This is a genomic window from Streptomyces sp. NPDC047072, from assembly GCF_040643855.1.
GTDB lineage: Bacteria > Actinomycetota > Actinomycetes > Streptomycetales > Streptomycetaceae > Streptomyces.
The window spans coordinates 15,427-34,135 of the sequence record NZ_JBEYVC010000060.1 but is presented as its reverse complement, the minus strand read 5'-3'; the positions used below and the strand labels follow the sequence as shown (position 1 = coordinate 34,135).

Annotated in this window: 15 protein-coding genes; 5 read left to right on the top strand and 10 right to left on the bottom strand. The window is 73.0% G+C overall.

The window, feature by feature from the left end:
- Positions 1-2: 2 nt before the first annotated feature.
- Positions 3-1,508, top strand: coding sequence for a PLP-dependent aminotransferase family protein (locus tag ABZ896_RS24755; RefSeq protein WP_360933006.1), 1,506 nt, complete (start codon positions 3-5; stop codon positions 1,506-1,508).
- 43 nt (positions 1,509-1,551) lie between these two features.
- Complete coding sequence (locus ABZ896_RS24750; protein WP_360933003.1) at positions 1,552-2,514, top strand: D-2-hydroxyacid dehydrogenase family protein; 963 nt, start codon at positions 1,552-1,554, stop codon at positions 2,512-2,514.
- 4 nt (positions 2,515-2,518) lie between these two features.
- Here the strand turns inward: ABZ896_RS24750 and ABZ896_RS24745 are convergent, their stop codons facing one another.
- From ABZ896_RS24745 to ABZ896_RS24730, 4 genes are all read right to left on the bottom strand, one after another.
- On the bottom strand, positions 2,519-3,061 hold the full coding sequence (locus ABZ896_RS24745; RefSeq protein WP_360933000.1) for a hypothetical protein: 543 nt from the start codon (positions 3,059-3,061) through the stop codon (positions 2,519-2,521).
- A gap of 58 nt (positions 3,062-3,119) precedes the next feature.
- The gene (locus ABZ896_RS24740; RefSeq protein ID WP_360932997.1) at positions 3,120-4,337 is read right to left on the bottom strand and encodes a PP2C family protein-serine/threonine phosphatase; all 1,218 of its coding nucleotides are present in this window, start codon (positions 4,335-4,337) and stop codon (positions 3,120-3,122) included.
- 103 nt (positions 4,338-4,440) lie between these two features.
- Entirely contained in the window at positions 4,441-6,171 is a 1,731-nt protein-coding gene (locus ABZ896_RS24735; RefSeq protein ID WP_360932994.1) for a SpoIIE family protein phosphatase, read from the bottom strand.
- Between the two features lie 95 nt (positions 6,172-6,266).
- Positions 6,267-6,653, bottom strand: coding sequence for an STAS domain-containing protein (locus ABZ896_RS24730; RefSeq protein WP_360932991.1), 387 nt, complete (start codon positions 6,651-6,653; stop codon positions 6,267-6,269).
- A gap of 159 nt (positions 6,654-6,812) precedes the next feature.
- On the opposite strand from ABZ896_RS24730, the gene ABZ896_RS24725 reads away from it, so the two are divergent.
- From ABZ896_RS24725 to ABZ896_RS24715, 3 genes are all read left to right on the top strand, one after another.
- Positions 6,813-7,286, top strand: a complete 474-nt coding sequence (locus ABZ896_RS24725) for an ATP-binding protein (protein WP_360932988.1) — start codon at positions 6,813-6,815, stop codon at positions 7,284-7,286.
- Between the two features lie 668 nt (positions 7,287-7,954).
- Entirely contained in the window at positions 7,955-9,994 is a 2,040-nt protein-coding gene (locus tag ABZ896_RS24720) for a hypothetical protein (RefSeq protein WP_360933046.1), read from the top strand.
- A 61-nt stretch (positions 9,995-10,055) separates the two neighbouring features.
- Positions 10,056-11,495, top strand: coding sequence for an MFS transporter (locus ABZ896_RS24715; protein WP_360932985.1), 1,440 nt, complete (start codon positions 10,056-10,058; stop codon positions 11,493-11,495).
- A gap of 58 nt (positions 11,496-11,553) precedes the next feature.
- On the opposite strand, the gene ABZ896_RS24710 is transcribed toward ABZ896_RS24715, so the two are convergent.
- The 6 genes from ABZ896_RS24710 to ABZ896_RS24685 are packed head-to-tail and all read right to left on the bottom strand — an operon-like array spanning position 11,554 to position 18,709.
- Positions 11,554-11,865, bottom strand: coding sequence for a hypothetical protein (locus tag ABZ896_RS24710; protein WP_360932982.1), 312 nt, complete (start codon positions 11,863-11,865; stop codon positions 11,554-11,556).
- 25 nt (positions 11,866-11,890) lie between these two features.
- A complete protein-coding gene (locus ABZ896_RS24705) occupies positions 11,891-14,236 on the bottom strand; it encodes a CoA transferase (RefSeq protein WP_360932979.1) in 2,346 nt (781 codons plus the stop codon).
- Positions 14,233-15,192, bottom strand: a complete 960-nt coding sequence (locus tag ABZ896_RS24700) for an enoyl-CoA hydratase/isomerase family protein (protein ID WP_360932976.1) — start codon at positions 15,190-15,192, stop codon at positions 14,233-14,235. The genes ABZ896_RS24705 and ABZ896_RS24700 overlap by 4 nt, the downstream gene beginning before the upstream one ends.
- 9 nt (positions 15,193-15,201) lie before the next feature.
- The gene (locus ABZ896_RS24695; RefSeq protein ID WP_360932973.1) at positions 15,202-16,323 is read right to left on the bottom strand and encodes a M24 family metallopeptidase; all 1,122 of its coding nucleotides are present in this window, start codon (positions 16,321-16,323) and stop codon (positions 15,202-15,204) included.
- Positions 16,313-17,524: a Xaa-Pro peptidase family protein gene (locus tag ABZ896_RS24690; RefSeq protein WP_360932970.1), complete on the bottom strand. Its 1,212-nt coding sequence runs from the start codon at positions 17,522-17,524 to the stop codon at positions 16,313-16,315. The genes ABZ896_RS24695 and ABZ896_RS24690 overlap by 11 nt, the downstream gene beginning before the upstream one ends.
- Before the next feature lie 21 nt (positions 17,525-17,545).
- The gene (locus ABZ896_RS24685) at positions 17,546-18,709 is read right to left on the bottom strand and encodes an amidohydrolase family protein (RefSeq protein ID WP_360932967.1); all 1,164 of its coding nucleotides are present in this window, start codon (positions 18,707-18,709) and stop codon (positions 17,546-17,548) included.

Sequence of the window (18,709 nt, the reverse complement as noted above, 5' to 3'; positions counted from 1 at the left end):
CAATGGACGCCATGGGCAGGTCCACAGAGTCGTCGTCCGAGGGGTCCAAAACCGCCGTCGGCTCCGACTTCCTCCAGCTCGACATCGGGCAGGCGCCGCCCGGCGGGCGCACCGCCTGGCTCGCCGAGCGGCTGCGCTCCGCCATCGCCGACGGTTCCCTGCTCGTGGGGGCCCGGCTGCCCGCCAGCCGGGTGCTCGCCGATGAACTGCGGGTCACCCGGGGCGTGGTGACCGAGGCGTACCGGCGGCTCGCCGAGTCCGGGCAGGTCGCGGGGCGCGGACGGCTCGGCACGGTGGTCGTGGCGGCTCCCGCGCCGCCCAAGGGCCCCGCGGCAGACCGTGTCCCGGCCCTCCCCGGCGCCGCCGTCTTCGCCGCCGCCGACCGCGAAGGCGTCGTCGACGCCCTCCGCGCCCTTCCCAGCCGGATCGACCTCTCCCCGGGCGTCCCCGACCTCGCCGCCTTTCCCCGCACCGCCTGGCTGCGGGCCGAACGCGCCGTCCTCGGGAGTGTCACCCCGGCCGACTTCGGCTACGGCGACCCCCGCGGCGCCCTCGCCCTGCGCCGGGCCGTCGTCGGCTGGCTGGCCCGCAACCGGGGCATCCTCGCCGACCCGGACGAGGTCGTGGTCGTCGCCGGGGTGGCCCAGGCCCTCGCCCTGCTCGGGCGGCTCCTGCGGGCGCACGGGATCGACCGGATCGCCGTGGAGGACCCCGGGTCGCTCGGGGCGCGCCAGCAGCTGGAGTACGGCGGTCACACGGTCGTCCCCGTCCCGGTGGACGAGGGCGGGCTCGACGTCGGCGCGCTCCGGGCGAGCGGCGCCCGCGCGGTGCTGCTGACCCCGGCCCACCAGTTCCCCACCGGTGTCGTCCTGGACGGGGAGCGCCGCCGCGACCTGCTGGACTGGGCGGCCGCCGGCGGGGTGGTCGTCGAGGACGACTACGACGCCGAGCACCGCTACGACCGGCCGCCGGTACCGGCCCTGCGCTCCCTGTTGCCCGAGGGCGTCTGCCACACCGGAAGCGTCTCCAAGCTCCTCGCGCCCGCGCTCCGGGTGGGCTGGCTGCTCGTTCCCCCGGACCGGCTGGACGCGGTGGTGGCCGCCAAGCGGTACGCCGACCTCGGCAACGGCGTCCTCACCCAGCTGGTCCTCGCCCGGCTGATGGACTCCGGCGAGCTGGAACGGCACCTGCGCCACGTCCGGCTGCGGCACCGGCGGCGCCGGGACGTGATGCTGCGGGCCGTCGCGGAACACCTGCCCGGCGCCCGGGTCCACGGCGCGGCGGCCGGCCTGCACCTCATGGTCACCTTCGACGGCGGCTTCGCCGACACCGACCTCGCCGCGGCCGCCCTCGCCCGGGGCGTCAAGGTCCACCCCCTGTCCTGGCACCGCATCGCGCCGGGCCCGCCCGGGCTGGTCCTCGGCTACGCGGCGGGCGCCGCCCACGAGATCGACGAGGGGGTCACGCTCGTCGGGGAGGCGTTGCGCGAGGTGCGGGTGCGCACGTGAGCCCCAGGAGCGGCGGGATCCTGGTCAACGGCACAATGCCGGTATGACCCTCCGCTGTGCCGTACTGGACGACTACCAGGGTGCCGCCCTCGCCCTGGCGGACTGGAGCCCCCTCGCCGAGCGGGTCGAGGTGCGGGTGCTCCGCGACCACCTCACCGACCGGGACCGGCTCGTGGCCGAACTCGCCGACCGCGAGATCGTCGTGGCGATGCGCGAGCGCACCCCCTTCGACGCCGAACTCCTGCGCAGGCTGCCCCGGTTGCGGCTCCTGGTGACCACCGGGATGCGCAACGCCTCCATCGACCTCGCCGCCGCGGCCGCCCAGGGCGTGACCGTCTGCGGCACGCAGAGCAGCTCCACCCCGCCCGTCGAGCTGACCTGGGCCCTCCTGCTCGGCCTCGCCCGCCACCTCACCGCCGAGAGCCGCGCCCTGCGCGAGGGTGGACCCTGGCAGTCCACCGTCGGCCAGGACCTCGACGGCCGCACCCTCGGCCTGCTCGGACTCGGCAAGATCGGCACCCGGGTCGCCCGCGTCGCCGGCGCCTTCGGGATGGAGGTCCTCGCCTGGAGCCAGCACCTCACCGCCGAGCGCGCCACCGAGGCCGGGGCCCAACTCGCCGAGAGCAAAGAGGACGTGTTGCGGCGCAGCGACTTCGTCTCCCTGCACCTCGTCCTGTCTGACCGGACCCGGGGCCTGCTGGGCGAGCCCGAACTGCGCGCCATGCGCCCGCACGCCCACCTGGTCAACACCTCCCGCGCGGGCCTCGTCGACCGGGAGGCCCTGCTGCGCGCCCTGCGCGAGGGCTGGATCGCCGGCGCGGGCCTCGACGTCTTCGACACCGAACCGCTCCCGGCCGACGACCCCCTGCGCACCCTGCCGAACGTCCTGGCCACCCCGCACCTCGGATACGTCACCGAGCGCAACTACCGCACCTTCTACACGCAGGCCGTGGAGGACATCACCGCTTTCCTCGCGGGGGCGCCGGTGCGGGTGCTGACGGGCTGACGGGTCACGAAGTGGTGCCCTGCCGCGTGCCGACGGCGAACCGCTCCCCGGCCGCCCTGCCGTGCAGCGAGTCCAGCGTCTCGATCTGCCGCTCCGCCCGGCGCAGGAGTTCCTCCAGCCGGGCGGGATCGGCGTGCGGGACCCCCGCCGCCGCGACGAGCAGGGAGCGCCAGAGGAGTGCCTTGCCGGTCACGCCCACCCGCAGGGCTTCCAACTCGATCAGCACCGAGAGACCGGAGCGGCGCACGAGACGGCCGTTGGGCTTCAGCCGCCCGACCCGCTCGCCCAGCCGGGCACCGTGGACCTTGTAGCGCCGTGCCGGGACGCCCAGCTCCGCCATCAGCCGCAGCAGCGCCTGCCGGTCCTGCGCGATCTCCGTCGCCAGGGCCCGCAGCTCCTCGCCGTACGCCGAGTCGCCGTGCTCCTCGACCATGCGGTGCGCCAGCTCGGTGCCGACCGTCGCACCGGCCAGGTGGTCGTTGAGGTAGACGCCGAGCATCCTGAGCCGTGCACGGTCCTCGCCGGAACCTCGTACCGGGGCGTTCATGGCTTCCTCCAGTCTCGACGGCCGGCTCTCGACGGTCGGCTCTCGACGGCCGGCCGGGTCACGGCGTGAGCCGCTCCTGGTGCTCGTCGCGCCACTCGGTGAGCAGGACGGTGGCGTCGTCTTTGAGCATGCCATCGTGGTGGTGCATTACGGCCGCCATGAGGCGGCGCAGGGTCTCGTGCAGGGTGTGCCGGCCGGAGTGCTGACGGCGGATGTGGTCGGTGAACCGGTCCCGGCCGAACTGCCTGCCCCGCGTGTCCCGCGCCTCCACCACGCCGTCGGTGTACAGCAGCAGACGGTCGCCGGGCTCCAGCTGCTCGGTGGACTCGGTCACCGGCAGGCCGAGCTCCGCTCCCATGGGCCCGGCCGGGGGACAGAGCAGTTCGGTGGTCCAGCGGTTGCCGCGCAGCAGGATCGGCAGCGGGTGGCCGCGGTTGATCCAGGTCAGACGGCCGGTCATCAGGTCCAGGTCGGCCAGGACGGCCGTGACATAGCGGCTGGTGCCGAACTGCCCGACCAGCGTCTCCTCCACCTGCCGACTGGTCTGGATCAGCGAGGCGCCCTGGCGGCGGGCGTTGCGGCACGCGGCGACGGCGACGTTGGCGGTGATCCCGGCGGTGGTGTCGTGACCCATGGCGTCGAAGACCCCGAGATGGAGGGTGCGGTCGGCCACGGCGTAGTCGAAGGCGTCCCCGCCGACCTGGTACGCGGGCTCCATCGCGGCACCCACGGTCACGTCATGGCCCGCGTAGGCGGTCGGCGGGGTCAGGTGCCACTGCATCTCGGCGGCCACGTTCATCCGCTCGGTACGGGTCAGCCGGGCGTAGGAGTCGCTGAAGGACCGCTTGCTGAGCAGCAGCAGCGCGACCAGCGACGCGAGGTCGCGCAGCGCCTGCCGGACGGGCCCGTCGTCGCCGGCGGTGTCCGCCCGCAGGACGCCCAGGCGCTCCACACCGTCGGTGATCGCCACCCACCACCGCAGCCGGTGCGCCGGGACGCCCGCGCGCTCGGACTCGGCGAGCAGGCCCACCCGTTGGTAGACCTGGCCGGGCAGGGTGCCCCGTACGGTGAACTCCTGCCCGCCGTCCGCGGCGGCCGGACCCACACCGGTGAGTTCGCGCAGCACCGTCTCGCGGATGTCCACGACCAGGACGGCGGTCTCGTGCATCCCGGCCAGGGCGGCGTACCGGGCGATCAGACCCGGGAGTTCCTCCAGGGTGGCGGTGTGGCTGGCCTGCATCAGCCGGGTCAGCACGGCGGCCGTCGTCTCAGCCACGGCACGCCCCCCTCGCCGCCGCGGCACGGGTCGTAGGCATCGCGGGCCTCCTTCCGGACCTTGTCGGGCGGGTACCCGCCGACGGCCGGGGCACGCGGGGTCGTCACCGGAGCGTGTCGGGGGTGCGCAGTGCCAGAAGGGCCACGTCGTCGTCGTTGTCGGTGGGGCGGACCCGGTGCAGGAGCTGGTCGGTGAAGGCGGACAGCGGGCGGTGGGCGAGGGCGGCCGCGTGCCGCCGCAGCCGGTTCAGGCCCTCGTCGAGGGTGTGGCCGGGGTCCTCGACCAGCCCGTCGGTGTACAGCACCAGCGTGGACCCGGGCGGCAGCAGGACCGTGGCGTCGGGACGCGGGGCGCCGGCCCCGGTGCCCATCAGGATGCCGTGGCCGTCGGTGAGGTAGTCGGCCAGGCCGTCCCGGCTGATCAGCAGCGGCGGCGGATGACCCGCGTTCGTCCAGGTCAGCCGCCACTGGCCGGCCTCCGCCGCCTCGATGCGGGCGAACACGAGCGTGGCCATGGTGACGTCGGTGATGTGCTGGACCGCCTGGTCGAGCCGCGTGACGATCCGGCTCGGCGACTCCTGCTGGGCCCAGGCGTAGGCGCGCAGCATGTTGCGCACCTGCGCCATGCCGGCCGCGGCCTCCAGGTCGTGGCCGACGACGTCCCCGACGGCCAGCGCGGTCGCCCCGTCCGAGAGCTGGAACGCGTCGTACCAGTCGCCGCCCACCTGCGAGGCGTCCGGCGCGGGCAGGTAGCGGGCCGCCATCTGGAGGTCCGGGACCCGGGGCAGCTGGGGCAGCAGATGGTTCTGCATGGTCTCGGCGACCTTGCGCTGGCGCTGGTAGAGGCGGGCGTTGTCCAGGGCGAGCCCGGCACGGCGCGCGATGTCCTCGATCAGCGGGAGGTCGCCCGGGGCGAAGGGCTTCGGGTTCTCCGAGCGGCCCACGGTCAGGGCGCCGAGCACCGCCCGGGTGCCGCGGACGGGCGCGATGGCCGCCGAGTGCATGCCGGTGGACTCGAACAGATGGCGCTGCTCGACCGCGATGCCGGAGTCCGGGGCGCGCCGGTAGGTCTGGGGGCCGGCCAGCGTGGAGGCGACGCCCCGCAGCGCTCTGGACAGCGGCATCGGCGACTCCTCGGACACCGGGGGCATCGGGCCCTGGAGGTCCTCGCGGCGCACCACGCCACCACCGTCGGCGTCGACATGGACGACGAGGGTGCGCCACACCTCGTCCCGTTCGGTGATCAGGTCGACGATCACCCAGTCGGCCAGCCGTGGCACGACCAGGCCGACCAGCCGGCGCAGCGCCTCCTCGACGTCGAGGGTGGAGGTCAGCTGGGTCGTGGTCTCGGCCAGCAGGGCCAGCCGTTCGAGCTCGGTCAGGGACTCGGACTCCGGTTCCGCCGACGGACGGCCCTCCTCCGGTTCCTCGGCGGGGTGGAAGACGACCAGGGTGCGGCTCTCGCCGCCGCCGACGGCGTACGGCGTGATCAGCCACGAGACCCGCACCAGGGAGCCGTCCGGGCGGGCGAAGAACGCCTCGTCGGCCTGGGCCGTGCGCCGGGCGTGGAACGCCTGCCGCATGGCGCACTGGGTACGCGGCAGCGGCCGGCCGTGCGGCCCCCGGTGCAGCAGATCGTGCGCGTCCTGTCCTACGAGGTCCTCGGCCGACCTCGCCAGTAGCCGCTCGGCGTGCGTGTTCGCGGCCATGATGCGGCCCTCGTCGTCCACGACGTAGGCGCCGGTGCCCAGGGCCTCCAGCACGTCGGTGAGGCCGGCGGGGACCACGATCAGGGGTCGCTCGCGGAGCGTCTCGGCGCCCTCCGGTTCCACCATGTTCTCGCCTCCTCGCGCGTCCCGGTCGATCGCGCTCCCGTGCACGCCTCTCTTCCAGCGTGCGCCTTTCGTATGCCCCGCCGGGCGTCGGATTGTCACGCGCCCCGCTCTCCCGCGGCGAGGGCGTCCTGGAGGGTCGCGTGACAGGGCACGAACGTGTCCAGGCCCACGAGCTGCAGGGTGCGCAGCACCGCGCCCCGCACCCCCACCAGCCGCAGCCAGCCCCCGGCGGCCTGCGTGGCGTGGAAGGCGGCGATCAGGGCGTTGACTCCGCTGGAGTCCATGAAGGTGACCCGGCTCAGATCGACCACCACCCGGTCCGTGGCAGTGGCGTCGGCCGGCGGCATGGCCCGGGCCAGCGTCCTCACGCTCTGGTGGTCGACCTCTCCTTCCACGTCCAGGACGGTGAGACCGTCGGGGTGGGTGCCGGCGCGGACGACGGACAGCCGGCCGTGCCCCGCTGCTTCCCTGTTCTCTGTCACTCGCGTCCTTTGCGCACTCGAAGGGGCCCGCCACGTCTCTGTTGCCACCGTTGCCCCGGAAGGGCGAGAGCAATACACGAGTGACGCGATCCTTCGCCGGTGGCACGCGTAAGACGCGGCACAGGAGTAAGACGCGGAACACGGGGTAGCCGCGCGCCCATGAACGGGGTACTGGAGATGGTCGGCAGGATGCCGGTTCTGCCCGAGGAGTGTTCCCGGATGCCGGAAGCCGCACCTGTCGAGATGACCGTGGCCCTGGACGGGGCCGACGGCTGTATCGCCGACGCCCGCAGCCGGGTGTCGCGGTTCCTGACCCGGGTGCGCGGCGAGCACGGGCTGCCGGTGTCGGCCCGCGCCATGGACCTGGGACAGCTGGTGGTGAGCGAGCTGGTCACCAACGCGCTGAAGTACGCGCCCGGCCCGGTCCTGCTGAACCTGCGCGTCACCGGCGGTGTGCTGGAGATAGCGGTGTGGGACAGCGATCCGACGCTTCCGCTGGCGCACGCCGCCGACGCCGGACGGGTGGGGCAGCACGGCCTGGAGATCGTCCTGGCGGTCGTCCAGGACTTCGAGGCGCGGCGGGAACCCGTCGGCAAGCGCGTCACCGCGCGCCTGGCGCTGGCCGACGGCTGAGCGTGGAGGCGCGGTGAGGGCCTGCCGGAGCCGTTGTGCGCGGACGGGCGGGGCCCGCCCCCGGCTGGGAGAGTGGAGAGGCGGCCGCCGCCCCGGAGTCGGCGTCGGGCGACGGCCGCCGTGCGCGAGGGCTCGCGTCCTGTGGCGACGCAAGGCCTCGCGCGGGACCGTCCTCGTGGCCCGGGGCGCGCGGGAGTTCGCCCCGGCTCGAAGAAGCCGCGAGGACGAAGGCCGGGGCCTGCGGTACGTCCGCTGCGGGAGGCGGGCTCCGGCCGGCCGGTGTGCGGACGGGTAGCCGGATTCCCGCCGGACAACCCTGCGGCACGGTCCCGTCAGCCGTCCTTGCCCTGGCCTCGCGTACGGCGTCCCGCGTGCGGTCCATCGCCTCGGCGGCCCGCACGGCTGTCGCCAGGGAGGACAGCCGCCCCGGGTCGACCGTCGTGCGGTCGTAGGGGTCGCGCACGTTGTCGGCCGGGTGGCGGTGGTGGAACTTGGTGGGCCTGCCCGGCATGACCTCGGTGAGCCCGTCGACGATCGACTCCGCCTTGCGGTGGCCGAAGTCCCGGGCAGCAGCCGTTTGGCTTCGGGGCCGGGTCAGTGGCGTACGAAAGTTTCCATGGTCGGGAAAGGCTTCCCGGGGCGCGGTCGGGGTGCCTAGCGTGCTGCCTGTGGATCTTCCTGTACCCGGTGTCCTCGTCTTCGGTGACGGGCGTGCCGCTCTCGACCCGGTGACCGGCGCCCCCGTCCGGTTCACCGACGACCGTTCCCCGGCCCGCCGTTGGCTGCTGGACACCGACGTCACCCCGTGGCACTCGGTGGAGCACCAGTGGGGGTCCGGGCATCTCGTCACCGACCGCGGCGGGGCCCGCTGGCACACCCCCGCCCGGCTGTCGGTGACGGAGGGCGCGGTCGAGACCCTGCACCCGCTGCTCGACGGCGTGCGGCTGACCGTCCGCCGCGCCGTGCGCGACGACGTGCTGAGCGAGCGGTACACCGTCACCAACCACGGCGAGGAGCCGCTCGCCGTCACCGGGCTCGGCATCCAGATCCCCTTCGCCGACCTGTACGACAGCGCCGAGCACTCCCTGGACCACGCGGTCCACGCGCATCTGTTCACCGGCGGCACCTGGGCGTGGGTGCTCGCGCAGCCCATGTCGGGGGAGGGCCGCAGCCTCGGACTGATCGTCCGGGAGGGCGCCGTACGGGCGTACTCCGTGGAGTCGCGGAACCTGCGCTCCAACTCCCATGTCCGCGGCCACCTCGTCCTGTCGGTGACCGACCATGCCCGCAACCCGGAGGCCTTCGGCGGCCAGCCGGTGTTGCGTCTCGCGCCCGGCGAGTCGACGAGCGTGGAGTGGGAGCTGGGCTGGTACGCCTCGGTCGACGACTTCCTCACCGCGACCAGGCCACCGGCGGTGTTCTCCGGCTACGCGGCCGAGATCGGCGAGCCCCTCGTCGTGGCGGCGGCCGAGGTGAGCAGCCCCGACCCGGACGTCAAGGTGGAGCGCGTGGCGGACGGGCGGTTCCGGGTGCACGGCTCCCGGCACGGCGGCCGTCATTTGGACATCGGCGCCGGGGCCCGCACCGAGGTCCTGTTCCATCTGCCGCTGGAGGAGGTCGTACGGCGCCGGGCCGCCTACGTCGCACGCCATCAGCGGGCCGTCGAACGGCCCGGTCTGCTCGCCCACGCCTTCGTGCCGGTGGACACCCGGACCGGGCTCACCCAGTCGACCAACGGCTGGCCCGACTGGACGGACGGCGCCGAGCGGATCGCCATGCCGCTGCTGCTCCAGGCCGCCACGGCCCACGGCCTCGCCGACCCCGAGCTGACCGAGCCGCTCCTCGACGGCTGGTCGCGGTTCGCCCGCCACCACCTCCTCGACGAGACGTGCGCCCCGCGCCGCGGCTCCCAGGACGGGCAGACGCGGCTCTACGACACCCCCTGGCTCGCCCGCTTCTTCCACGACCGGCACCGCGCCCACGGCACCGGGGACGACCTCGACCTCGCCGCCCGCGTCCTCGAGCGCAGCTTCGAACTCGGGGGCTCGGGGCACCTGTCCATCGGTCTCTCCCCGACTACCCTCGCCGTGTGCGGCAGCCTGGACGCCACCGGACAGAGCGGGCGTGCCGACGCCCTGCGCGGTCAACTCGTCGACAGTGCCGAGCAGTTCGTCAGGATGGGGCGACGGCTGCCCGCCCACGAGGTCAACTACGAGCAGTCCATCGTGGCGCCGCTGATCGACCTCCTCGCCGATGCCCACCGCCTCACGGGCGACGCCGTCTTCCTCGACGCCGTCGCCGAACGGCTGCCCTGGCTGCTGGCGTTCGGCGGACCGCAGCCGCACGCCCGGCTGCACGGCATCGCGATCCGGCACTGGGACGGCTTCTGGTTCGGCGCCGACCGGCTGTGGGGCGACGTGTTCCCGCACTACTGGAGCGCCCTGACCGCGGTCACCCTCAGGCGGCTGCCGGCCGCCCTGCGCACGGCCGCCACCGACCGTCTCGCCGAGACAGTCCTGCGCGCCAACCTCGCCAACTTCCGCGAGGACGGCTCCGCGACCTGCGCCTTCGTCATGCCGTCGACGGTCGACGGCCGGGCCGCCCACACCGCCGACCCGCTCGCCAACGACCAGGACTGGCACCTCGTCCTGTGGCTGGCGCACGGCGCGCCGGACGGTGCCGCCACTGAGCGGGACACGGCTTTGTAGGGCGATCTGACGGGCTGTCACGCTCCGAGACGATTCCCCTTCGTCGATCGGAGAGACAGAGATGCCGGCACCTCCGGACACCCGTGACACCCGCCAACTCCCCTTCCTCACAGGCCTCCTGGCCCTCGCGAGCGCCGCCGCCGGCCTCGCGGCCACGGCCCTGGTCGGGGCGCTCCCGTTCTTCATCGTCCACTTCCGTACGACGCTCGACCACGCCGGATGGGCGGTCAACGCCTTCATCCTGGTCGCCGCCTCCAGCGCGGTGATCGGCGGCAGGCTGGGCGACCGCCACGGCCGGCGCGGAACCCTCGTCGCCCTGCTGCTGGTCGCCACGGCAGGCTCGGCCGTCGGCTTCGCCACCGGCACGCTGGACGGCATCATCGCCGGGCAGGCGATCGCGGGCGTGGCGGGCGGTGTCCTGCCGCTCTGCTTCGGCCTGGCCCGGGAGAACCTCCCAGAACGCCAGGTGCCCGTCGCCCTCGCGGTGATCGCGGGCGCCACCACGCTCGGCGGGGCGACCGGCGGTGTCGTCGGCCAGGCGCTGGTCGACTCCGGCGACTGGCGCGCCATTCCGGCCGTCTCCGGCGCCGCCGTCCTGCTCGCCGCCCTCGGCGCGCTGCTGCTGCCCCGCTCGCCCGCGAACGTCGGCGCCCGGCGCGTCAACTGGCCCGGGGCCGTGGTGCTCGTCGCGGCGATCTCCCTGCTGCTGTTCGGCGTGCAGGGCAGCATCACCCGGTCCTGGTCGGACGGCCGGACCGTCGGCGCGCTCGTCGGCGGGACCGTGCTACTGGCGGTGTGGGCCGCGTGGGAACGGCGGGCCGAGCAGCCCCTGACCGACGTACGGCTGCTCACCGGACGCAGGACGCTCCTCGCGACCCTGGCGACCGCCGTGCTCGCGACCGGCGTCGTCGGCGCCACCGGCCTGCTGCTGCCGACGCTCATGCGGACCCCCGAGATCGCACCCGTCGGACTCGGGCTGAGCGCGGCCGACGCGCAGTGGGTGCTGTTCGGCATGGCGGGCCTCGGACTGCTGCTGTCCCCGGTCGCCGGCCTGCTGGCCGCGCGGGCGGGCGGCCGGGTGCCGCTGTGCGTCGGCGGTGTCCTCGGGCTGGTCAGCGCGGTCGCGCTGGCGCTGTTCCACGACGGTGTCGGGGGACTGCTCGTCTCGGTGGCGTTCCTCGCCGTGGCGACCTCGTTCGTGCTCGCGGCGATCCCAGTCCTGATCGTCGAGGACACCCCCGAGGAGCACACCAGTACGGCCACCGGCCTGAACGTCGTCGTGCGGACCGTCTTCGCCACCGTTGGCACCTCGCTGGCCACCGTGTTCCTCAGCCACCACCTCGTGCCCCGGACGCCGTTCAGCACCGCTGACGCGTTCTCCCAGGGATTCACCCTGGTCGGGGCCTGCTCCGCCGCCGGATTCGTCCTGGCACTGCTCATCCGCTCGGGAGCGCGCTCCGGAGCCGCGGCGCCGTCGGCGGCCGTGGCCACGAAGGCGTGAACCCGAGGATCCCGCAAGTGGGTGCGGGATCCCCGGGCGTTCGAACGGGCGTCGTGGGTCAGTCCGACGCCGGCAGCGGCTTCGCGGTCCTCACGACCAGCGGTACGCCGCCCACCGCCAAGGTCCCCTTGCCGGGCCTGGTGCACAGCAACTCGACGGTGCCGTCCTCGGAGGCGTAGCGCTTGCCGAGCAGCGTCCCCTCCGCGTGACGCGGATCGAGCGGCCCCTGGGGCACGGGATCGGCCTGGGCGGAATCGACCATCGGCGAGCCGCCGCACGTGACGTCCTGGTCGCCGGCCGACCAGCGGACGACGACCACACTGGTGCTGTCGACGGTGCTCGCGAGCATCATCCCGATCCGGGGTGTCATCACGGTCGGTTCCCTTCTCTCGTGTTCACCTGGTCGGTTCGCGGCCGATGACGCCGTCTGCCTCCAGCTGGGTGATCTCCCGTTCCGTCAGCCCCAGTTGGGTGAGCAGCTCGTGGTTGTGCTCGCCGAGCAAGGGAGCCGGGCGCACATGACGCCGTTCCGGGCCCCGGGACAGTCGTACGGGCAACGTGCTGTAGTGGGCAGGGCCGTTGACCGGATGGTCGACCTCCTCGAAGAAGCCGCGGAAGCGCAGCTGCTCCAACTCCCTTTGCCGGTGCGGCTGGAGCACCTTGCCCACCGGGACGCCGACGGGCCACAGCAGCTCGATGATCTCGTCAGCGCCGCGCTCACCGCACCAGGTGGCGAGGTGTTCGTCGAGGGTGTCGTGGTGCCGGTGCCGTCCCTCGGCGGTGGCGAGTTCCGGGTCGGCCGCCCAGTCGGGTTGCCCCAGTGCATCGCGCAGCGCGTTCCACTGGGCGTCCGTCGCCACGGCGAGCGCGATCCAGGAGTCCCGCTCGCCGAACTCGTCGATGTCGGCGGTGCGATAGAGGTTCTGCGGGGCCGCGCCCGGCCCCCGGTTCCCGGCCCGCTCCAGCAGCGTGCCGTGGGCCGAGTACTCGATGACCTGCTCGGCGGCGACATTCAGTGCCGCGTCGACCATCGCCGCCTCCACGAGCGTTCCCTCGCCGGTCCGGCGCCGGTGCTCCAGGGCCAGCAGCAGGCCGACCAGGGCGTGGACGCCCGCGTTGGGGTCGCCGATCGAGTACGGCTCCACCGGGTGCTGGTCGGGGTGGCCGGTGAGCCAGGTCAGTCCGGCGGCGTCCTCGATGACGAAGGCGAAGGCCGCGTTGTCCCGCCAGGGCCCGTCGAGGCCGAAGCCGGGCATGCGGACCATGACGACATCGGGGCGGATCGCCCGTACCGCCTCGTAGTCCAGGCCGAGTTGGTCCAGTACGCGCGGGGTGAAGTTCTCGACGACCACGTCACAGGTCGCGATCAGCTCGCGCAGCACCTCGCGGCCGCGCTCGGTCCGGATGTCCAGCGTCAGGCTCTTCTTGCCGGTGTTGAGCCCCGCGAAGATCGGCGACCGCTCCCACCACTGGTCCACGCTCGGCGGTACGCCCGCGATCAGCCGGGTCCCGTCCGGGCGTGCGGGGGACTCCAGGTGGATCACCTCGGCGCCGAGCATCGCGAGGGCGTGGGTGCAGGAGGGGCCGGCCCAGAAGGCGGTCAGGTCCAGGACCCGCAGCTCGCTGAAGTCGACTGCCTCGCCTGCCGGTTGGCGTTCGGTACGGCCTTTGCCGCCGTGCTCGCCGAGGCGCGGAGCCGGTTCCGGTGGACGGAGTCGGGCGCCGGGGGAGAGGCGGTACGGCGGTCCGGGCTGGAGGAAGCCGTCGCGCGGGTTGCGCACGAAGGTGCCGCGGGCCTCGAAGTGGTCCATGGCCGGGGCGTTGGCGCCGTTGGCGACTGGGGAGTTAGGGATGCGGAACGCGGTGGCGAGTTCGCGGATCTCCGCGACCGTCCGGGCCGCGATCCACTCCCGGATCACCGGGGCCACCTCGGTGGCCCGCGCGATGATCGAGAACGGGTTCTCCTCGTCGATCCACTCCGGGTGGCCGACCATCGCGCACAGGTCGAAGAACTGCTGGGCCGTGGCACAACCGAGGGCGACCAGCCCGTCCTTGGCGGCGGAGACTCCCGGCATGTTCAGCCGACGGGTGCGCTGCCACGGCCGGTTCAGCATCTCCCAGAAGGTGACCGGGTGATAGGTGAGGGACAGTGCGTGGACTTCGAGCATGGAGAGGTCGACGAGGTCTCCCGTGCCGGGTGCGCGGAGGCGGGCGGCCGTGGTCGCGGCGGCCGCGTAGGCGCCGGACACCCAGTCGCCGGGCTGCCCGCCGACGTGGACCGGCGCCCGGTCCGGAGCCCCGCGGCCCAGCCCGACGATCCCGCCGGACCAGGCCTGGAGCGTGAACTCGGTGGCCGGACGGTCCCGCCAAGGGCCCTCCAGGCCGAACGGCGTGATCGACGTGACGACCAGGTGCGGATGCGCGCGGTGGATCTCCTGCGGGGACAGGGGGGCGCCCGGCGACCACACCGCCACGTCCGCCGAGGTGAGGAGGGTGTCGACCACCTCGGGGCCACCGACGACACTCTTCTTGGAGCAGGCCAGAAAACTGAACAGGGCGCCGTCGCGGTTGGCCTGTGGTGTGGCGCCGGACGCCGACCACCGCCGTAGCGGATCGCCCTCCGGTGCCTCGACTTTGACGACCTCGGCACCACCGTCGGCCAGCAGCTTCGTGCAGTACGCGCCCGGAATTCCCGTGGACAGGTCCACGACGACCCAGCCGTCCAGCGGGGCCCGGGTCATGACTCCCGTCCCTTCTTGCTCAGCCGGAACTCCGGCGGGAACCGGTCGTCGTTGCCCCGGACCGCGTTGGCGATACCGCCGTCGACCGTCTCCTCGTCGAGCATCAGGTCGTCGCCGTCGGGGCGCGCGATACCGCCGATCGACTCGAAGAGACCGGTGAGCAGGGAGCCCATGTACTCGCCCTGGTGCTGCTTGAAGATCTCGAAGAAGACCTTCTGCAGGAACACCGTGTCGGTGGGGCGGGTGCGCGCGCAGGCCAGCGCGTACTTCTCGACCTCCGCCTCCAACTCGCCCCGGGGGACGACGCTGTTGAGGAAGTTGCAGGCGAACATCTCCTGCGCGGTGAACGGCCGTCCGGTGAAGACCATCTCCTGGAACTTCCTGAGGCCCATCGTCTGCGCCCACGTCCACATGCGCGGGGCCCAGCCGATGTAGCGGAAGGAGGGGTGGCCGAAGAGGGCGTCGTCGGAGGAGATCACCAGGTCGGCGTCGGCCGCCTGGTAGAAGTGCCAGCCGTAGCAGTAGCCCTTGACCTCCAGGATGGAGATCTTCTTGAAGTCCTGGAGGCTGCGGCAGCCGCCCTCCGGGCGCGCGTACCACTGCGAGGGCACCCCGCCGTACCGGTAGGAGCCCCTGGGCGGATACCGGACGCCCTCGTCCTCGCCGATGCCCTGCTCGGCGAGGAGCGGTCCGGCGGTCGGCGCCGCGTGCATCTCCATCGTCTCGGCGATGTCCGCGCCCGAGCCGAGGTCGTCGCCGACGCCCCGGATGACCAGGACCTTCACCTCGTCGTCCACGTTGACGCGGTGCAGCAGCGCCGCGAACCGCGAACGGGCCGCCGCCGTAGGGGCGTTGAGGGCGTCGGGCCGGTCCAGGGTGAGGGTGGCGATGCGGGTCTTCGGGTCCTTCTCGTAGCGGATGATCTCCTCCGCCGGAGGACGTGCGCTGTCGGCCATGAGGGATCCTTACGGTTGCCAGAAAGGGCTCGACGTGAGCAGTTCGGCCCCGTCGGAGGTGATCAGTACGGCCTCCCGGCCCAGGACGGCTCCCACGCCCTCCTGCCAGACGTAGCCGGTGACGGCCAGCGCCATCCCGGGTTCGAGGCGCTCCTCGGCCGCGGTGCCCGGCAGCCCCGTGGAGACCACGGGCGGGTCGAAGCCCAGGCCCAGACCGCGGGCCACCGGCATCGGGGGCAGCGGTTCACCGGCCGTGGCGTACGCGGCGAGCAGGTCACTTGCCGGCGCACCCGGGCGGCAGGCGTCGTACAGCAGCGACCAGAGCCGCTCCCACCGCCCGTAGAGCCAACGTGCGGCGTCCGTGTCGCCGCCGGCCGGCCAGGTGCGGGCGACCTCGCCGATGTAGCCGCCCGCGACGACGCCCGAGGTGAGGGCGACGAGGTCGCCCGGTTCGACCCGGCCGTCGCGCTCGACCTTGCGCCACGGGTGCTCCTTGGAGGTCACCCAGGCGACCTCCTGGGTGGCCGGAGTGCTCACGCCACCCGCCGCCGCGGCCTCCAACAGGACGCCCGCCAGGTGTTGTTCGGTGACGCCCGGCCGCAACTCCGCCACCGCTGCGGCCAGACTCGCCTCGGCCACGGCGAGGGAGGTGCGCAGGGCCGTCACCTCCTCGGGTGTCTTGACCCGGCGGGCCGCCCGCATGGCCGGTTCGCCGTCGACCAGGTCCGCCTGCGGGCAGGCCATCGGCAGGAGTCGGGCGAACAGCGGGGAGATGGTGTCCGTGCCCACACGGCGGGCCGTGGCCGTGCCCTCGATGCCCTGGAGCGCGGTCACCCAGTTCATCGGGTTCCACGTCAGGCCGTAGAGGTGCTCGTGGGGGATGTCGTCGGGCAGGCCCTCGTCCCAGGTCATCAGGGCGTGGATGGCGCCGGTGGCGCGGACCACCACGGCCGCCGGGGCGAACGGGCGGGTGCCCGCCGTCCACAGGCTCCGGGTGCCGGTGACATAGCGGACGTTGGCCTCGCGCCCGAGCACGAGGACGTCGAGGTCGTGGGCTTCCATGTGTGCCAGCGCGCGCTCCCGCCGCCCTACGCGGAGAGCTCGGTCGTCCGGCAGGACGTCAGTCGTCATAGGGGGAGTAGGGGTAGTCGGTCAGGGCTGTCCAGCCCTCTTCCTCGATCACGAGGACCTCCTCGCTGCGGTAGCCGCCGGTGCCGTCCTCCCAGACGACGGGTTCGAGGACGAGCACCATGCCGGCCCGAAGGACCTGCCGCTCGTCGAACTCCTCGCCCAGATCGGTGCCGACGAAGGGCATCTCGGCCGGGTCGACGCCCATGCCGTGGCCCAGGTAGAAGTGGGGGAGCCAGGGCTTGCCGCCGCCGTTCGCGGCGATCGCGGCCCTGGTGAGATCGGAGGCGGTGGCACCGGCCCGCAGGACGTCCTTCACCGCGGAGTGGATCTCCCGCCATCTGCGGAACTGCGCCCGCTGGCGCGGGGTCGGGTCCTGTCCGACGATCCAGGTCCGGCCGAAGTCCGAGCAGTACCCGGCGTAGCTGATGCTCACGTCGGTCCACAGCACGTCGCCCTTGGCCAGCTCCCGCTCGGTCGTCAGCAGCGGGAGGGCGAGGTCGCCGTGCGTGGTCCATACGCCCGCCTCCCGGGAGGCGGGCATCACCTGCCAGATCGGGTCGAGGACGTTGGCCTCCGCGCCGTGCTCGTAGGCCTGCCGTACGAAGCCGGCCGACAGGTCGATCTGGCGCATGCCCGGCGCCAGCGAGCCCTCGATGCCGGCCATGGCCCGCTCGGTGATCCGCAACGCGGCGCGGATACAGGCCAGTTCGTCCGGGGTCTTGGTCAGCTTGGCGGCGGCCAGGACCATCGAGGCGTCGGCCGGAGTGCCGCCGGGGAAGAGGGACTTGCCCGCGCGGCGCATGGCACCGGTCAGCTCGTCGACGGCCACGCGGGTTTCTGCGGAGGTGAGTTCGCCGAGTACGGCCGCGAACTTCTGTACTCCTTCGTCGAATTCGAGATAGACCGGCGGATGCAGATGATCGGGGGGTATGAGCCGCTGCTCGGACGCGCCCTCGCGGAACGGCATGAACAGATGGGGCCTCGGGTCGTTCGCCATCACCACGGCGACCGGGCGGTCCACATGGGCGAGCCCCGAGTCGCCCAGCGGCCAGGTCACCCCGGTCGAGTAGCTCACCGCGCTGTTGCCGAGGAGGACCAGGGCGTCCACGCCCTGCTCGGTCATAGCCGCCCGCAACCGTGCGCCGCGTTCACGGCTCATCCGTGCCAGGTCGGGCTCGGCCGGGATGTCGATGACGGGCATACCCGCCTCCCTGTCGGTCATCTAGAGGCCGAGGTATTCCTTGATGTTGCCGCTGACGATCCGGGCCGCCTGCTCGGGCCCGACGGCGTCCGCGACCAGCGCGACCGACTTCTCGGAGTAGCCGAAGGTGCTCTCGTTGTGCGGGTAGTCGGCGGACCACATGACCCGGTCCGCGCCGATGCGGCCGAGGAGTTCGAGCCCGAGCGGGTCGACCATGAAGGACGCGTACATGTGGGTGTTCCAGTAGTGCCGTATGTCGTGGTCCAACGGCCGGTCCAGCATGTGCCGGTAGGAGGCGAGGATGTGCTCGGCGTCCTGGAGCGCGGAGGGCACCCAGTTGGCACCGCCCTCGAACCAGCCGACGCGCAGGCCGGGATGGCGGTCGAGGATGCCGCTGAAGACGTACTTCGCCCACACCTCGCGGAACGGCGAGACGTTGACGATCATCCCGACGGCGATCGCGTTGGTCTCGCAGGGCGCCTTCAGGGTGGACTCGCCGATGTGGTGCGAGACCGGCAGCCCCGACTCCTCGATGGCCTCCCAGACGGGCGCCATCCTGATGCTCGCGTAGTCGATGGGCTGCCCTTCCAGGTCGTTGCCCGCCGACAGCGGCATCAGGAACGTCCTGATCCCGAGGCCCTTCAGCTCCTCCAGGGTCCGGCGGGCGCCCTTGCCGTCCCACCAGTTGATGAGCCCGACGCCGTAGAAGCGGCCGCCGGAGCGCTCCTGGAGGTCCGCGATGTACTCGTTGTAGATCCGGAAGGTCAGCTCGCGCACCTCCGGGTCCGGGTAGAAGAACATCGCCAACAGGGCGTTGGGAAAGGCGAGTTCCTTGTCGATGCCGTCCGAGGAGAGCTCCGCCAGCCGGCCTTCGAGGTTGTCGGAGCCGGATCCCGTGAGCGGGTCGTACTGCATGAGGACGCTGCTGAACTCCTTGGGCAGGAACGACTGTCCGCCCATCCCCAACTCGTAGGCGCCGTCCTCGTACCAGATGCGCGGCGCCTGGTCCTTGAGCCGCTCGGGGAACCGGTCGACGAAGATGTCCTCCGCCAGCGAGATGTGGTTGTCGGCGGAGAAGATCTCCGTGCCCTGCGGGAGGTTCAAGGTGCTGCCCGTGCGGCCGTGCCGGTCCTTCGGCGCGCCGAGTCCTTCGGGCGGGTACAGCGTGTCGGTCTGGCTGGACAT

Excerpts from the sequence above, each read along its gene's own strand:
- ABZ896_RS24755 (WP_360933006.1), top strand. The coding sequence starts at position 3 with ATGGACGCCATGGGCAGGTCCACAGAGTCGTCGTCCGAGGGGTCCAAA.
- ABZ896_RS24750 (WP_360933003.1), top strand. The coding sequence starts at position 1,552 with ATGACCCTCCGCTGTGCCGTACTGGACGACTACCAGGGTGCCGCCCTC.
- ABZ896_RS24745 (WP_360933000.1), bottom strand. The coding sequence starts at position 3,061 with ATGAACGCCCCGGTACGAGGTTCCGGCGAGGACCGTGCACGGCTCAGG.
- ABZ896_RS24735 (WP_360932994.1), bottom strand. The coding sequence starts at position 6,171 with ATGGTGGAACCGGAGGGCGCCGAGACGCTCCGCGAGCGACCCCTGATC.
- ABZ896_RS24725 (WP_360932988.1), top strand. The coding sequence starts at position 6,813 with ATGAACGGGGTACTGGAGATGGTCGGCAGGATGCCGGTTCTGCCCGAG.
- ABZ896_RS24715 (WP_360932985.1), top strand. The coding sequence starts at position 10,056 with ATGCCGGCACCTCCGGACACCCGTGACACCCGCCAACTCCCCTTCCTC.
- ABZ896_RS24710 (WP_360932982.1), bottom strand. The coding sequence starts at position 11,865 with ATGACACCCCGGATCGGGATGATGCTCGCGAGCACCGTCGACAGCACC.
- ABZ896_RS24705 (WP_360932979.1), bottom strand. The coding sequence starts at position 14,236 with ATGACCCGGGCCCCGCTGGACGGCTGGGTCGTCGTGGACCTGTCCACG.
- ABZ896_RS24700 (WP_360932976.1), bottom strand. The coding sequence starts at position 15,192 with ATGGCCGACAGCGCACGTCCTCCGGCGGAGGAGATCATCCGCTACGAG.
- ABZ896_RS24695 (WP_360932973.1), bottom strand. The coding sequence starts at position 16,323 with ATGACGACTGACGTCCTGCCGGACGACCGAGCTCTCCGCGTAGGGCGG.
- ABZ896_RS24690 (WP_360932970.1), bottom strand. The coding sequence starts at position 17,524 with ATGCCCGTCATCGACATCCCGGCCGAGCCCGACCTGGCACGGATGAGC.
- ABZ896_RS24685 (WP_360932967.1), bottom strand. The coding sequence starts at position 18,709 with ATGTCCAGCCAGACCGACACGCTGTACCCGCCCGAAGGACTCGGCGCG.